Below are 16,201 nucleotides of genomic sequence, written 5' to 3' on the forward strand. Positions count from 1 at the left end.
GAGGTCAACGCTCGTAAAAACGACATTTATCTTATAAACCCATCTTTCAATCGCTGAACCACATCTTTTTTAACCTCCTCGTGTAATTTATCAGCACTCCTACTGTTACTAGCGCCATGTACTATCAAAACCAATCCGTTAAATATGGTTACCATTTCACCATCTAAAACAGTGGTTACCAAACTATTTTCCTTGTCGGGATGTTGTTTCCAAAAACTTTGGATTGCCCAGCCGTTCTCATCATTCTGATAATTGGTTCTGATATTTTTGATACCCAAATATTCATCTCGATAATGCTCGTGATCGTTAAAAGCACCAATTTTATAGCCAGCGTAAGTAGAAAACAAAACACCTAAGCCCACCAAATATGGAAAAGCATCACTTCTTTCAGACTTTGGCGTTGCTTTAAACATTGCGAGTCCAATTAAAAAACCAAACATTAGGCCTACTAGTAAACCTGTTGTGCTAGACGTACTTTGTTTCTGTAAATCACTCATTTGGTAGTAGTGATTAGCTTCTCTTTTATAAAGTCAATAATTTGCTGCGTTTCGGTAGGCTCAAACCAAATAATCCCCTCATTTTTTTTGAACCAAGTAATTTGCCGTTTGGCGAAGTTACGTGTGTTCTGCTTGAGCTTTTCTATAGCTTCTGACAGTGTCCACTCTTTGTTGAGATGCCTAAATATTTCTGAATAGCCTACGGTTTTTAAAGCGTTAAGATGTTGGTAAGCCTGTAAAGCTCTGACCTCCTCCACTAAACCGTCTTTTATCATTAAATCTACCCTTTGGTTAATCCTGCTGTATAGCAATTCTCTGTCGGTATTTAAACCGATTAGGATGATATCGAAATCACGTTCTTTATGTTGCTTATTACGGAAAGATGAAAAAGTTTTACCGGTACTGAGGCAAACTTCCAAAGCTCTGATAATGCGCTGTGGATTATAAACATCAACCTCAGCGTAATAATCCGGATCAAGGTTTTTAAGTTCTTCTTGTAGTAGCTCAATGCCTTCCGTTTTAAGGCGTTCATTCAGTTGGGCCCGTAATGCATCCGAAGCTTTCGGTAATTCATCAAAACCATAAAGTACGGCGTTAACGTATAAACCCGAGCCACCAACCATTACAGTAACATCGTGATTTTCAAAAATCTTACCTAAACATGCAATGGCCTGCTTTTCGAAATTGCCAACGCTAAAGTCATCTTTTATAGAATGTGAATCTATAAAATGATGTTTCGCCTGCGCAAGCTCTTGCGGATTTGGTTTGGCAGTACCAATGCTCATTTCCTTGAAAAACTGCCGAGAATCTGCCGAGATAATTTCTGTATTAAAATATCGAGCCACCTCAATAGCTAAAGCGGTTTTACCAATGGCTGTTGGTCCGGCTATAGCAATAAGTATTTTCTGTTTTTGGCTCAAATTATGGGTTATTTAGGAGTTACTAAGATAGTAGTTTTTCTTGCTTGTGTGTTTTAACCAAAGAGTACACAAAGTTCAGTGAACCAAATAGACATTGCTCTCATACACTTTATTTTCAACCACGGAGGACGCAGAGATCACAGAGCTGGGAGTAAAACGTGATTCCACCTTATAAATGGACAATTAACTTAACTACTGTTTCCTAACAACCAACTAACTAAAAACTAACTAACTAACTAACTAACTAACTAACTAACTAACTAACTAACTAACTAACTAATTAAAAACTAACCTAGTCCCTGTCGTCGTAATCCTCAGAATCAGAAAATTCGCCTGCAAAATCGTCATCGCTACTCTCTTCATCACTTTCTTCTTCGCCTTCGGTGTCTGTATTTAAACCTTCCAGCTCGCCTTCATCTGCAATCACAACATCGTCATCATCTACCAAATCTTCATCATCGCCGGCAACGTAATCATCATCCGGAGCGATGAAAGGAACAAATATCTTCGGTGCTTCGCCAATTGCTTTAAACAAGCTTGGAAATTCCTTTGTGGGGTCGTTATCTAAAATTTTAATTAACTGTACGTGAAACTCGTATGGCTTCTCAAAATTGTAGATGTAATAAAATTTTTGGTGTGGATCATCAATAAATTTACTCAATCTGGAGTTTTCAATCAAAGCCACGCCATTATCAATTTTACGCTGATTAGGCAGGTACGCTAATTCCTCATTTTTTATCCATTGATCGTTACTTACGTAAAACGATGATGATTTCTCTGGATCGTAACCTATTTTGGTTAAAAAGAAAAAATGTAGATCCTTAAAAGTTTGGTTTGATTTGATATCAATTTCACGGATTACTTCGTCGTAATCTTCAAAACTTATCCTAAATCTGTATACTGCCATTTTGCAAAAATAATATTTTGATTGATAATTGTTGAATTTTTATAAAAGCTAAAAGCCGAATGCAAAAGGCTCAAAGCTAAAACCTGTTTTAAAAAAATATTTAATTATAAATTTCTAAAAATTGTTGATTTAAACTAAGCAAGTTTCAAGCCTAAATCTGCACCTAATTTCTCCATTAATTTTAGTGCTTCCTCACGGTTGTTTTGAATCTCGCCATCGAGAATAGCTTCTCTAATCTGATTTTTGATTATTCCGACTTCTTTACCTGCCCCGATATTGAACGAATCCATAATATCCTGACCAGAAATCGGGGGTTGCCAGTTGCGAACCTGATCCTTTTCTTCTACATCTTTAAGTTTCTGTTTGACCAACTCAAAGTTGTTGCGGTACTTTTTTACTTTGTATTCATTTTTTGTGGTAACATCGGCATTGCAAAGTTGCATTAATGCTTCGATATCCTCGCCAGCTTCAAAAAGCAAGCGTCTTACTGCCGAATCTGTAACAATTTCTTTAGCTAACACTATCGGACGCAAGTGCAACAGCACCAGCTTTTGTACAAACTTCATCTTCTCGTTTAACGGAAGTTTTAAGTTATTGAAAATTTTAGGAACCATGCGAGCTCCTCTATCCTCATGCCCGTGAAATGTCCAACCGTGGTTTCTCTCGAACCTTTTGGTGGCGGGTTTTGCAATATCATGTAAAATAGCAGCCCAACGCAACCATAAATCGTCGCTATTTTGCGCTACGTTATCCAATACCTGTAAGGTATGGTAAAAATTATCCTTATGCCCTTTTCCATCAATATAATCTACCCCATAAAGGTTACTCATTTCCGGAAAAATGAGTGCTAATAAACCTGTATCAAAAAGATATTTAAAACCGATAGATGGGACTGGCGATAAAATAATTTTATTCAGTTCATCGGTAATCCGTTCTTTTGAAACTATACTGATGCGTTCTTTATTTTTTCTGATTGCTTCTATCGCTCCTTTACAGATCACGAAATCAAGCTGGGTAGCAAACCTGATTGCCCGCATCATCCTTAACGGATCATCAGAAAAAGTTTCTTCGGGATCTAGAGGAGTAATGATAATTTTTTCTTCGAGATGTTGGATGCCATTGAACGGATCTAACAGTTCTCCAAAATTACCTACCGAAAGCTGTAATGCCATCGCATTGATGGTGAAATCCCTGCGTTTTTGATCATCTTCTAAAGTGCCGTCTTCTACAATCGGTTTACGAGATTCTGCCCGGTAAGATTCTTTTCTCGCACCCACAAACTCTACCTCTAAGTCTTTGTACTTGAGCATTGCAGTACCAAAACTCTTAAAAACAGTCACTTGTACATTTAAAGCTTTACCAACGGCAGTCGCAAAATCAGGCCCGTTGCCTAAAACTACAATATCTACATCTTTAGATGGACGGTTCAAAAAAATATCTCTCACAAATCCACCGATCACAAAAGCATCAACATTTTGAGAGGCTGCAATTTTTGAAATGACTGTAAATACTGGATGTGTAAGGTGTTCTTTCAAATTCTAATTATTGATGATGCTTTTGCCTATTCGGACAAATATAGGGATATGCTTTTAAAGGCAAAGATTATCGGAGGTTTAGCAACGGTTTTTGCTATTTCCTGATAAAAACAAATTTTCCGTCTGGTTCCAACTTCATAATGGTTGACGCTTGTTTTCTTTCAGAAATCATCTGTTCTAGATCCACCACATAATCTACTCCATCTATAATTTCTTGACTAATCTCTGAGAAATTTCCCGGCGTTGGTTCTCCACTGACATTTGCAGATGTAGATACTATTGGCTTGCGAAAACGTTGAATCAACTGCTCGCAGAAATCATGTTTAGCGACACGAATGCCTATGCTACCGTCGCTATTCACCAAGTTTTTTGCTAAATTCTTTGCACCAGAATAGATAATGGTCAACGGCTTTTCTGTGTATTCAATTAAATCGTAAGCAATATCCGGAACATCGGAAACATAACTTTGGAGTTTGTTGTCAGTATCTAACAACGTAATCATGCTCTTACTGTCTTCCCTTTTCTTAAGCTCATAAACTTTTGCCACGGCTCCAACATTGGTTGCATCGCAACCTATTCCCCACACCGTATCTGTTGGATAAAGTATTAAACCGCCTTGCTTTAAGACTTCTAAAGCTTTAGTAATTTCTTCTTTTAGCATGGTTGCAAATATAGGGCTTTGGATTGTTTTTAACCTCTTTAAAAGAACTCAAGTAATTAAATCCAGAGTGCACAGTTTTTAAGTTCCCAATAAAAACAAGTTATAAACTGGCACTAGATTATCACCTAACATTATTTATTCATAGATAATATAGAAAACATATAATAACATCAAGATTGCTATTAATAAATGCTGACTGGATTTATTTGATTCTAGGATAAATATTGGTTTTATAGAATTTTTGGAATAACCACCTTAGTCTTCGGATTTGATTTTTCTTCTTACTAGATATCGTCGAACTCATCATTCCATTATGAGAGCCTTGCTCTACTACTGGGGGATGAGCCCAATACATTTTAACCACGCTCTCATCAATTAGGGTATTGTGCCACCAATCAATTACCTGACAACACTTGTTTAATTTTAAATTATCCAAAATATCTTGAGCGGCTTTAAGATCTATGATGTAAGCACCAGCGCATCGTCCCTTATTAGCGGGATACAGTAGTTGATTTCTTTTTAACGCTTTATAAGGCGGAAACTCTAATGTTGTATTTTCTAAAGAAATCAGAAAACCTTTGTCCAATTCTTCTGCTTCAGACAAAATTTTCTGAACCATATCTTTAAAATCGCCAAGAAAGAAAGGATCGTTCTCGAATACCACGGCATATCTGTTTTTGTTTTTTACAATTCGTTCGTAACAAAAAATATGGTTAAGTGTACACGATAAGATTCCCGGACTTAATTTAGAACGGATATCAGAACAAAAATACTTTTCCAATAATTCATCTGAGAACAACGACGGATCACCATCGGTTACAAATTCAATATTAAGTTCAAGATCCTTAAAAATTTTAATTAACCTCTCCTCGTGTATTTCATATCCTTTTTTTGCATGAACGATATAAATACCTTCTATTTTCCCTAAAGCCATAATTTCAATTTCATTCCGATGTATAATAAACACTCGTTAGCCAATATCCTCTGAAGATTTCTGAAACGAATATATGTTATATATCCGGTAGGATTAAAGACAACCAGAAGTTTATTTACCACTTATAATTTAATAATTTTTATCTCAATCTATCCTCCAGACCATTCAAAAGCTCCACTGATATTATACCTTCGAGCGCAAGCTCATTTTTCGTCCTATCTTTAGCTCATCAGGCTCCATTCTCCAGTTCATCATAGTTATTCTTTTACTCATAGTTTCGGGATGGGTTCCTGTGAATCCTTTTAAGTAATTAGCATTAATCATATTTAAACATTTTTCACTCCATTTCTTATAAGGGTAAACCCTGCAATCTTCATGGTGTATTCTGTTCGCTTTTTCTGCTAACTACCAAAAACATAAAAATAAATGCATTAGCAGCTATCTGTCGCTCCAAAGTGTTTTCCATCATCATGTGGAACAAAAAAGGTAGCATCGCCCAAAACAATAAGGGATTACTAAATGCTTTTCTTAATATCAAAACCACTAAACTTAAACCAATTAAAAACCCAATTGGGATACCAAAACACAAAATATAATATAGGAATTGGTTGTGTATAAATATTCTGTTTTCTGGAATCAGCAGGTAACTATTTTTAGCATATTGATTTTGCATTTTCAGGTTTGCATCTGCCGGAGAAACACCAAACCAAGGGTATTCCTTAATAAGTTCGGTTGCACATGCTACCGCAAGAGCCCGCTGGGTAACAGATTGAAAATTTGGGTTTCTATTTTCGCTAACGGTAGTAATATCGGTGATGGTGTTCTGGAACCTTATTTTGACCGATGGAATCAAACTCAAAATACAAAGTGCTATTACAAATCCCAAAACAGTTAAGAAAAACAACTTATAATCTCTTTTTTTGATTAAGATAGCAAAGCAATAAAGAACAATTATTAGGTAAGTAGAAACTAATGAAAAGCGGTAAGCAATAATATGCAGTTCTACAAACAGCAATGCAAGTCCGCACAAAAGCAACCACTTTAGTTTACGGTTTTTGCTATGTATCGCCAAATAAAACCCTAAAACAAAAGCTACCACAATTAGCACACCCAGTTCTGTATGTGATGGCCCAATGAACGGGACAATGTTTTTGCTATTGCCTACATCTTGTAAAAACCGATTAAAATTCAACAAGGCTTCAACTGTATTAATGCTTACACAGCATATTGTTGAAAATATAAATAGTAAAAAAACACGGTTAACCGCTTTCTGTGAAAGCTCTTTCACCAGCAAAAAAGCCAAAGGCAACACAAGAAAAATAGCATTTTTGAACAATAAATTTAAACCGTAATCTAAATTTTTACCAACAAATAAAACACTAAAAACACACACAAAGTAGATGCTAAAAAACAGAATATGAATTGGTTTTAAAGCTATTTTCAAAGGATTTTTTAGGTAGAAAGCTACTGTATAAGTCAGCATCAATACGCCTGAAATTGCTAAGCCTGCTCTAGAAAAAAAAAGACAACAGACAAATAAATAACACAACCATGCAAATTTATCCGCTTCAAAAAATTTCATCCTATTTAAAAACTTATCAATTACAGACATATAATAATTGTAGTCACACGTTAAAAATGTTCGAGAATTTATGGCATGGTCTATCTCTTAGTATTGATTACGTTTACGGCAATTAAAGTCGCTTTGTAACAAGGTTCTCGGGCAAAGTCCCCTTTACATCGTACACAAAAGTAGTTTCGTGAGAGAATTTTTTAAAGTCAAATGATTGAAATTCTTTATGCGCTACGGCATGCACAATGGCATCAAACTTCATGTTTTTAATCGCTTCTGTATTTCCCAACTTAATGGCATATTCCTCTTCCACTTGTTTAGGATCTGCCCAAGGATCTACAATGGTCACGTTTAAGCCGAAGGCTGTTAGCTTTGTGTAGATATCTACTATTTTAGTATTTCTAACGTCGGTACAGTTTTCTTTAAAGGTGATTCCTAAAATCAGGACTTTGCTCCCTTTAACTTTAACATCACTTTCAATTACACCTTTTAAAATTTCATCGGCAATAAAATCGCTCATCGCATCATTTATTCTTCTACCGGCCAACAATATCGAGGGTCTGTAACCTACAGATTCTGCTTTTTGCGCCAGATAATAGGGGTCTACACCAATACAATGCCCGCCTACTAAACCTGGTTTAAACTTTAAAAAGTTCCATTTGGTTGCAGCCGCATCCAAAACCTGCTGTGTATCAATATTAAGCCTGTTAAAAATCAAGGCCAACTCGTTAACAAAAGCAATATTTACATCGCGTTGCGAGTTTTCAATAACCTTTGCAGCTTCGGCAACTTTCATACTTTGGGCAAGGTAAGTGCCCGCGGTAATAATACTTGCGTATAATGCATCAACAACTTTTGCGATTTCCGGCGTTGATCCTGATGTTAATTTAAGTATTGATGTTAGGGTGTTTATTTTATCTCCGGGGTTAATTCTTTCTGGCGAGTAACCACAGAAAAAATCGGTGTTGAATTTTAATTTGCTGGTGCTTTCCAAAACGGGTACACAATCTTCTTCTGTACAACCAGGATAAACAGTGGATTCGTAAATAACGAGATCACCTTTTTTTAGCGCTTTACCTACAGTTTTGCTGGCAAGTTTAAGTAACGTAATATCTGGACTGTTGAATTTATCTACCGGTGTAGGTACAGAAACGATAAAAACATTGCATGAGCTAAGTAGTTCTTCATTGCTGCTAAAAACCAGATTTTTATGCTCTTTTAGCTCCTCTGCACTAGATTCTAAAGTTAAATCAATCCCTTTCTTTAGGTTATTTATCCGTTCTTGATTGATATCAAAACCCAAAACAGGATATTTTTTCGCAAACTCTAATGCAAGTGGTAAACCAACATAGCCCAACCCAATTATTGCAATCTTTTTATCCGATAAATCCATGTGGTAAAAGTAAATTAAACATCACAAAATAATTGGTGTTTTATTTTTATTTATTTTGGGAAGTGTGCAAAAGTAAAAGCTTTGGAGCAAATAGTAAATTTTTATTTTGGAGATTAGGCACACATCATCCTCTGTGTTATTAAAAGCAATCTACAGTAGCTATAAAAACACCATTTACAACAAATAAAAAAGGTGTAGCGTAAAAGAAAACACCTTTTACACTACACCTCCAAAAATTGTAGTACCTAAACCGCTACGTTATGCTCTCTTAAAGCTTCGTTTAGCGATGTCTTTTTATCTGTAGATTCTTTTCTTTTTCCAATGATCAAAGCGCAGGGAACTTGGAACTCGCCAGCAGGGAATTTTTTAGTATAAGAACCTGGAATTACCACCGAACGCTCTGGAACAACCATTTTATGTTCAACAGGCTCATCGCCAGTAACGTCGATAATTTTAGTTGATGCTGTTAAAACAACGTTTGCACCTAAAACCACTTCTTTTTCTAAACGTACGCCTTCGACAACAATTGCTCTTGACCCAATAAAACAACCATCTTCAATAATAACCGGAGCAGCCTGCAATGGTTCTAAAACGCCACCAATACCAACGCCACCGCTTAAGTGAACGTTTTTACCAATCTGCGCACAAGAACCAACCGTTGCCCAAGTATCAACCATTGTACCTTCATCAACATAGGCACCAATATTAACGTAAGAAGGCATCATAATCACTCCTTTAGCTAAAAACGCACCGTATCTAGCAATTGCATGCGGAACAACTCTTACACCTTTCTTCTTATAATCGGTCTTTAATTTCATTTTATCGTGAAAAACAAAAGGACCTACGGTAATTTCTTCCATTTCACGAATAGGGAAATATAAAACTACTGCCTTTTTAATCCATTCGTTTACATGCCAAGTTGAACCAACTTTCTCGGCCACACGTATTTCACCTGCATCTAAGCGAAAGATAACAAGCTCAATCGCATCTCTATATTCTTTAAAATTAAGCAGGTTTCTATCTTCCCATGCTTCCTCTATCAATTTCTTTAATTCGGCTATCATTGTAATTTCTATTTAAACCGCCAAAATAAAGGTTTTTTCTACGATAAGCGTAAATTTTGCGTTATTTTTGAATTAATGGCTGAAAAATTAAGGATAGACAAATATTTGTGGTCGATAAGATTGTTCAAAACAAGATCTTTAGCAACAGATGCTTGCCGAGCTGGACGTGTAAAAAAAGAAGGCAACAATATAAAACCTAGTTACGAGGTTAAGGTTGGTGAAATATACCAAGTTTCAAAAGCGGTAGAAAAGAAAACTATTAAAGTGCTAGATCTACTTTACACCCGTGTTGATGCTAAAAAAGCCGTTTTGGCTTATGCGGATTTAACCCCCCCAGAAGAAACCGCAAAATACAAATCCATGTTCCAATCGCCTGTATTAACCAGAGACCGTGGAACCGGAAGACCAACCAAAAAGGACAGACGGGATATTGACGATTTGAGCGATAGCTTTTTTAATGATGATGACGAAGATTAGGTGATTTAATCATTGGTATCTGTTATCGGTTTACAAATAGTTCATTTAGTGCTTGTTCATTAACAGCTATTTACTGGTTAAGTGGTGATTTTTAAATAATGAGTTGATTTATTTTGGGCGTAACCCGCTGAAATGCGGGTCGGGCTATACACTACAATCTTTTTGTAAAAACAAAAAGGATTTCCGTTGCTATCCCTTACGCAAATTATCTAAATCAAAACCCTACTACTCATCTATGTGCTTCGTAACGCTAATTCTATTTTTTTTTAATACCAAAAACCTAACGAAGGCTGAAACAACAAATCCCATTTTCGCCAATTTATAAGCCCAACGAAAATCTAATCCACTAAAAAACTAAAAGCCTCCATTACCTTCATACTCATCAAAGCATCTTCTAAAGAGCAAGGATTTTCTTCCGCATCTCCTAAAAAGTAATTAACCGTTTTCTCTATCATATGTTGCTGAACATGTTCCATCGCCGGGAAAGCAAAGTCCACCGTTTTACCATTTTTAGTTAAACTTAAATTAGCGTTAAAAAAAGAAAACGTGATTCTGCCTTCGGTCCCAATAATTTCGCACTGTTCAAGCTCTTGCTCATCTAAACTATTGAAACACCAAACGCCATTAAATATCACATCATTTTTAAACACAATTTGCCCAACAGTAAGGTCTGCAACATTCTCCTTTTTAGTTTGGTTTTTAGAAAAGCCATGATATTTTACAGGTTCACCAAAAATATGGATCAAGATATCCAATTGATGTGGCGCTAAGTCAAAAAACAATCCTCCGCCAGAAATCTCTGGATTTACTCGCCAGTTCTCTTCCGTTTTCGCAATCGCAGCCGAACCTGATTTTTGAAAAAGTTTTAAATCAATCAAACGGATCTCGCCTATCGTTTTTTGATCAATCAGTTCTTTCAGTTTAATAAAGAAAGGTTGTGCTCTGCGATAATGTGCAACTGTTACTTTATTTCTCGAGGCTTTTTCTACAGCAATAATATCCTCGCACTCGGCACTGGTAAGTGTAACCGGCTTTTCTATATAAACATGTTTACCTGCTTTAAGCGCTTGTATTGCATAATCTTTATGTGGTGCAGGCGGAGTGGCTACATAAATAGCGCTTATATTTTCATCATTAATTAAATCATCAGCATGGCTATACCACTTCGCAATTCCATGTCTTTTTGCATAATCGGCTGCTTTTTCTGCATCTCTTCTCATCACCGCTTCAATTGCCGAGTTAGCCACTTTATTAAAAGCAGGTCCACTTTTCACTTCTGTAACATCGCCACAGCCTAATATTCCCCAGTTTATTTTTTTCATATCTTTAAGTATCGAGTATTAAGACACAAGTATCAAGAGCCTTGCAATTGTCTTTGCTCTTGGTTCTTTACTCTTGACTCTCTGTTCTGTCTCGAACCTTCTCTTAGTATTTCTTTTTATTTTCGTTCAACTGCCACATGCTAAAAGCCTCAAGTGCCTCCGTATGCAATATCTGTTGAGATTCCAACTTTCTATTTTCTAAACTTAAGTCTAACTCTTCGTAAATAAACGCATCATCAAAACCTGCTTCTGCGGCATCTTTTTTGGTATTTGCGTAATACATTTTATCTAACCTAGCCCAATAAATTGCACCTAAACACATGGGGCAAGGCTCGCAACTGGTGTAAATCACGCATCCTTCCAAAGTAAAGGTATTCAGCTTTTCACAAGCCAATCGGATGGTTGCAACTTCCGCGTGTGCGGTTGGATCATTAGTTATGGTCACCAAATTCCCGCTCTTTGCAACTACTACACCATCTTTCACAATTACGGCACCGAACGGGCCGCCTAAACCTTTGATTACATTCTGCCTCGACAGCTCAATGGCTTGTCTCATAAACTCTTCGTGTCTTTCCATATTTAAAAAGCATAAAAAAAGCCCAACTAAAGTTGAGCTTTCTAAAACTATGAATTTTTTATTTATTTCTTATCTTTCTTGTAAGCTTCGTTTAAACCTTTGATTACCTCAGTAGTAACGTCTAAGCTTTCGTCTGCAAATAAAATCGTTGGGTTGGCTTTAGAATAAGTTAAAACCATTTTATACCCTTTCTGCTTTGCATAACCTTTTAAGTAGTCAGCAACCTTGTCATATAGTTTTTCGCTTTCTGTTGCTTGCTCATTTTGCAAAGCTGCACCTGCATTCTGTTGAAAACCTTGTAACTCTTGTTGTTTTCTAGCCAAGCGTTCCTCAGTTTTTTGTCTTTGATCAGCACTCATGGTATTTGCTCCCTGTTGGTAAGCAGCGACTTCACGCTGAAAAGCTGTTCCTTTATCTTTTAAATCGGCTTCTGCTTTTTTAGATTTATTTTCTAATCTTCCGTTCATCTCTTTAAAATAATCGTACTTACTTAAAAGAGAATCTGAGTTCACATAAACAAACTCATGCGTTACTGTTTTATTTTCCTTTGTGCTTGTGCTCGAAGCTGTATTTGCTGTTTTTGAATCTGGGTTATTACATGCTACCACTGCTGCCATAAAAGCTAATCCTGTACCAGCTTGAGCAATTTTTGAAATAATTTTATTCATTGTTAATTTGGATTTATGCGCAAATATAAAGATTCAATAAATGTATCCTAATGCTTTTTAAGATTTAAACGTTAAAAGGTGTTAAAATTTGGCAAAAAAGAATGGTCTTTCTTTTTTAAAGAAAGACCATTCCAAATATTTGTTTTTAATTATGCTAATTGTGCATCCAGTTTACCTGCTAAAACAGATTTTGGCACTGCACCAATCTGCTTATCAACAATTTCACCATTTTTAAAGAACAATAAAGCTGGGATATTTCTGATACCAAATTTCACAGAGATATCTGGATTATGGTCAACATTCACTTTGCCTATAATGGCTTTTCCATCGTATTCTTTCGCCAATTCTTCAACCACTGGTCCAACCATACGACATGGTCCGCACCATTCTGCCCAAAAATCTACTAATACGGGTTTATCTGATTTTAAAACTAACTCTTCAAAGTTAGCATCTGTTATTTCTAATGCCATGATATATAATTTTTAAAAAATGATTGAATCAAATATAGCACCAATGGTTACAGCTTGCAAATAGATAATAACAATTTGACTATAGTATTTCATTATAAATATTGGGAAACTGTAAACGTAGATACTTTTGCGCTTCATTCCAAGAAACTGGAAACGGACCATTTGCGGAACACCTAAACTATATAAAATCGTTGAAAATAAAATCTAAATGGTGTCTAAAATTTTAATAATTTAGAAATAAAAATAAGCATTTATTTAAATAATGTCATTCAACTCCATTCCTTTTCTTATTTTTTTTCCAGCAATCACTTTGCTTTTCTATGTACTGCCACATAAGTATCGCTGGATCTTGCTATTGGCTGGGAGTTGCATTTTCTACATGTCGTTTATTCCGCAGTATATTTTAATTTTGTTTACCACCATCGTTGTAGATTATTGGGGCGCACTAAAAATGGAAAAATCCAGCCCCAAGAACAGAAAAAAATACTTGGTTTTAAGCATAGTAATTACTTGCCTCGTTTTATTTTTATTCAAGTATTTTGATTTTTTCAACGAAACAACTACTTTAATTTGTGCTCAAATCGGCGTCCCTTATCGAGTTCATAACCTCAACTGGGTTTTGCCTATTGGTCTTTCTTTCCATACTTTCCAAAGTTTGAGTTACGTAGTTGAGGTTTACAGAGGAAACCAAAAAGCAGAACGCCATTTTGGCATCTATTCACTTTATGTAATGTTTTATCCGCAGTTGGTTGCTGGACCTATTGAACGTCCGCAAAATTTACTGACACAACTCCGAGAATACAAAGTTTTTAAAACCTCCAATATATCCGAAGGGTCACGGCTAATTTTATTTGGGTTTTTCGCAAAAATGGTAGTGGCAGATAACCTAGCCCCTTATGTAGATGAGATTTACGCAAATCCTACTCTTTACAAACAAACCAGTGTTTTAACCGGACTTTTCTTTTACTCTTTTCAAATTTATTTCGATTTTTTCGGCTATACCACTATAGCATTGGGTTGCGCCAAACTTTTAGGTTACAACCTGATGGATAATTTCAACAAACCGTACCTCGCCAAAAACCTTTCCGATTTTTGGGAACGTTGGCATATCTCGCTTTCTACTTGGTTTCGCGATTATATTTATTTCCCTTTAGGCGGCAACAAAGTTTCAGTCGCAAAATGGATTTCGAATATATTTATCGTCTTTTTATTGAGTGGCTTATGGCATGGCGCTAATCTCACTTTTTTGCTTTGGGGATTTTTCCACGCTTTAATATTTGTATTAGAAAGGTTTTTAAAGACGAAATTAAATATTCTAAACTCCAAAAACGCATGGATTACCATTCTCCATGCACTCGCTATTCTCAAAAATTTCGTTTTAGCCAGTTTTTTATGGATATTTTTCAGAGGAACAGATTTGGCAAACATCAAACAAATTTTCAACAGAATTTTCAACAATACTTTGCAACAAGATAGTTTTCAGATTGACACCAAGGTTTGGTTTTTTCTCATCTCGTTCATTCTTTTTGATGTTTTTGTTTTGAATAAACGATTCGATTTCTGGTGTGCTGATCAACCAGTTCTAGTTCGGTGGTCAGTATATGCCGTCATGCTTTTCTCCGTCATGGTGTTTTCTGGAGTACAAAATTATCCTTTTATTTATTTTCAGTTTTAAATGAAGAAAGACATCAAAATACTATCGTTTAAACTGTTTATCTGCGGTTTGCTGATTATCGGATTTAGCCCAGTTTATAATTATTTCTTCTATGAAAGTGACCTTCAAACTTATTCGCCAGCTATAAACCAATCGTACGCTATTGCGCCACAAAGAAGCGAGATTGTTTATATTGGAGAATCGTCCAATATTACCACCCGTTCCGATGATTTTGATAAAAGAAGTATTGGGGAATTTATAAGTGATTACTATCCCCACAAAAAAATCGGATACATTACAAAAGTAGCTAGCCATGCGGGTATTTTTTACGAATTACTACGGAATATCCCTAAGAAATCAGCTGTAAAAACGGTGATTGTAACCATGAATTTAAGATCTTTTGCTGCCGACTGGATAGATTCTGAACTGGAAACACCGCTACAAAGAGACATTGTTCTGCTAAAAGACCGACCACCTTTGCTGAAAAGAATTTTACTTGGCTTTAAAGGCTACGATGTAAAAACAGATAAAGAAAGACAGGAGATTTTTAAAAAGAAATGGCGAGAAGAAAAACTAATATTTCCCAAAAAATTCAGCCATGATAATGTTGAAGAATGGGAGCATTGGATTGCAGTAAACGGAATTAAAGATTCCCTTGGAAATGTCGATTGGAAAGCCACCGAACTTGCAACGCACTATATCAAATCATACGCCTTTCAGATAGATACGCATACAAATCCTCGCATTAAAGATTTTGATAACATTGTTGAACTAGCTAAAAAAAGGAACTGGAATTTGATATTTAACCTCATTGCAGAGAATACAGAAAAAGCGAATCAGCTTTTAGGTTATCCGCTTACTTATTTAATGAACCAAAACAAAGAACTCTTGTTGCAACGTTATCAAAAAAATGGAGTTTTTGTGGCCGATAATTTAAATGCGGTAACCAATAAAGATTTTATAGAGCAGCACTGGACAAGCGAACATTATGCTGAAAGAGGAAGAAAAGCAATTGCAGAAAACGTTGCAGAAAAGTTACAGGTATTTTACCCAAAAGATTATCGAAGAACAGACACAACAGATATTCGGCATAAAACGGTCTTCTTTAACAATTGTGAAGGCGAAACAAAATGGGAACAGATGCAGATGCTTACCATCCATGAACATTTTTCCGGCAAAAAATCGTCACAGGCTTTACCTTATAGCATTACCTTTGCTTACCCAACAATCTTTATCCGCAATGCAGACTCGGTTTATATCTCATTCAAATATCTCCAAAAATATGCTACAAAAAACGTCAAATTAGTGATAGAAGTACAAGGCGAAAACGCAACATATAACTGGTTTGGCAAAGAAATTAACGAATTAGCTTCTAAAAGCAAGCACTGGCAGGCCATCAAATTCAGATATCCATTACCCGAAAGTTTTGCTAAATCAGACTTGATTAAAGTATACATCTACAATCCTGATTTACACCAAATTCATATTGACGATCTAAGAATAGATTTCAAAATCAAAATATAAGAATCAATTTGGCTTAACCTTTGAT

General features: G+C 35.8%; 16 protein-coding genes. 3 read left to right on the forward strand and 13 right to left on the reverse strand.

All coding sequences use genetic code 11. The features are described from left to right. Positions 1–26: 26 nt before the first annotated feature. The 9 genes from B176_RS0115330 to B176_RS0115375 all read right to left on the reverse strand — a co-directional run bounded on the left by B176_RS0115330 (position 27) and on the right by B176_RS0115375 (position 9,484). Complete coding sequence (locus B176_RS0115330) at positions 27–497, reverse strand: hypothetical protein (protein ID WP_017259709.1); 471 nt, start codon at positions 495–497, stop codon at positions 27–29. Further along, positions 494–1,417: a tRNA (adenosine(37)-N6)-dimethylallyltransferase MiaA gene (gene miaA / locus B176_RS0115335; protein WP_017259710.1), complete on the reverse strand. Its 924-nt coding sequence runs from the start codon at positions 1,415–1,417 to the stop codon at positions 494–496. The genes B176_RS0115330 and miaA overlap by 4 nt, the downstream gene beginning before the upstream one ends. Before the next feature lie 292 nt (positions 1,418–1,709). Next, entirely contained in the window at positions 1,710–2,324 is a 615-nt protein-coding gene (locus B176_RS0115340; protein WP_017259711.1) for an IS1096 element passenger TnpR family protein, read from the reverse strand. Positions 2,325–2,458: 134 nt separating this feature from the next. Then, complete coding sequence (locus tag B176_RS0115345) at positions 2,459–3,859, reverse strand: CCA tRNA nucleotidyltransferase (RefSeq protein ID WP_017259712.1); 1,401 nt, start codon at positions 3,857–3,859, stop codon at positions 2,459–2,461. Positions 3,860–3,953: 94 nt separating this feature from the next. Then, on the reverse strand, positions 3,954–4,520 hold the full coding sequence (locus tag B176_RS0115355; RefSeq protein ID WP_017259714.1) for an L-threonylcarbamoyladenylate synthase: 567 nt from the start codon (positions 4,518–4,520) through the stop codon (positions 3,954–3,956). A gap of 202 nt (positions 4,521–4,722) precedes the next feature. Next, on the reverse strand, positions 4,723–5,454 hold the full coding sequence (locus B176_RS0115360; RefSeq protein ID WP_017259715.1) for a glycosyltransferase family 25 protein: 732 nt from the start codon (positions 5,452–5,454) through the stop codon (positions 4,723–4,725). 373 nt (positions 5,455–5,827) lie between these two features. Next, positions 5,828–7,036 carry an O-antigen ligase family protein gene (locus tag B176_RS0115365; RefSeq protein WP_161603033.1) on the reverse strand — a complete coding sequence of 403 codons (1,209 nt, stop codon included), beginning with the start codon at positions 7,034–7,036 and terminating at the stop codon, positions 5,828–5,830. A 112-nt stretch (positions 7,037–7,148) separates the two neighbouring features. After that, a complete protein-coding gene (locus tag B176_RS0115370) occupies positions 7,149–8,420 on the reverse strand; it encodes a nucleotide sugar dehydrogenase (RefSeq protein WP_017259717.1) in 1,272 nt (423 codons plus the stop codon). A gap of 245 nt (positions 8,421–8,665) precedes the next feature. Beyond that, entirely contained in the window at positions 8,666–9,484 is an 819-nt protein-coding gene (locus B176_RS0115375; protein ID WP_017259718.1) for a 2,3,4,5-tetrahydropyridine-2,6-dicarboxylate N-succinyltransferase, read from the reverse strand. A 75-nt stretch (positions 9,485–9,559) separates the two neighbouring features. Between B176_RS0115375 and B176_RS0115380 the strand changes: the two genes are divergently transcribed. Then, positions 9,560–9,961 (forward strand): RNA-binding S4 domain-containing protein, encoded by a 402-nt coding sequence (locus B176_RS0115380; RefSeq protein WP_017259719.1) that lies wholly within the window; start codon positions 9,560–9,562, stop codon positions 9,959–9,961. 338 nt (positions 9,962–10,299) lie between these two features. On the opposite strand, the gene B176_RS0115385 is transcribed toward B176_RS0115380, so the two are convergent. The 4 genes from B176_RS0115385 to trxA form a co-directional block, all read right to left on the reverse strand. Beyond that, positions 10,300–11,283, reverse strand: coding sequence for a Gfo/Idh/MocA family protein (locus B176_RS0115385; protein ID WP_017259720.1), 984 nt, complete (start codon positions 11,281–11,283; stop codon positions 10,300–10,302). A gap of 103 nt (positions 11,284–11,386) precedes the next feature. After that, on the reverse strand, positions 11,387–11,860 hold the full coding sequence (locus B176_RS0115390) for a nucleoside deaminase (protein ID WP_017259721.1): 474 nt from the start codon (positions 11,858–11,860) through the stop codon (positions 11,387–11,389). Positions 11,861–11,922: 62 nt separating this feature from the next. Continuing rightward, positions 11,923–12,528, reverse strand: a complete 606-nt coding sequence (locus B176_RS0115395; RefSeq protein ID WP_017259722.1) for an OmpH family outer membrane protein — start codon at positions 12,526–12,528, stop codon at positions 11,923–11,925. Between the two features lie 149 nt (positions 12,529–12,677). Then, on the reverse strand, positions 12,678–12,998 hold the full coding sequence (gene trxA / locus B176_RS0115400; RefSeq protein ID WP_017259723.1) for a thioredoxin: 321 nt from the start codon (positions 12,996–12,998) through the stop codon (positions 12,678–12,680). A gap of 262 nt (positions 12,999–13,260) precedes the next feature. On the opposite strand from trxA, the gene B176_RS0115405 reads away from it, so the two are divergent. Then, positions 13,261–14,673 (forward strand): MBOAT family O-acyltransferase, encoded by a 1,413-nt coding sequence (locus B176_RS0115405; protein WP_026063376.1) that lies wholly within the window; start codon positions 13,261–13,263, stop codon positions 14,671–14,673. Further along, positions 14,674–16,176, forward strand: a complete 1,503-nt coding sequence (locus B176_RS0115410) for a DUF4843 domain-containing protein (RefSeq protein WP_017259725.1) — start codon at positions 14,674–14,676, stop codon at positions 16,174–16,176. Positions 16,177–16,201 lie beyond the last annotated feature (25 nt).

It is taken from the genome of Pedobacter arcticus A12, from assembly GCF_000302595.1.
Lineage (GTDB): Bacteria > Bacteroidota > Bacteroidia > Sphingobacteriales > Sphingobacteriaceae > Pseudopedobacter > Pseudopedobacter arcticus.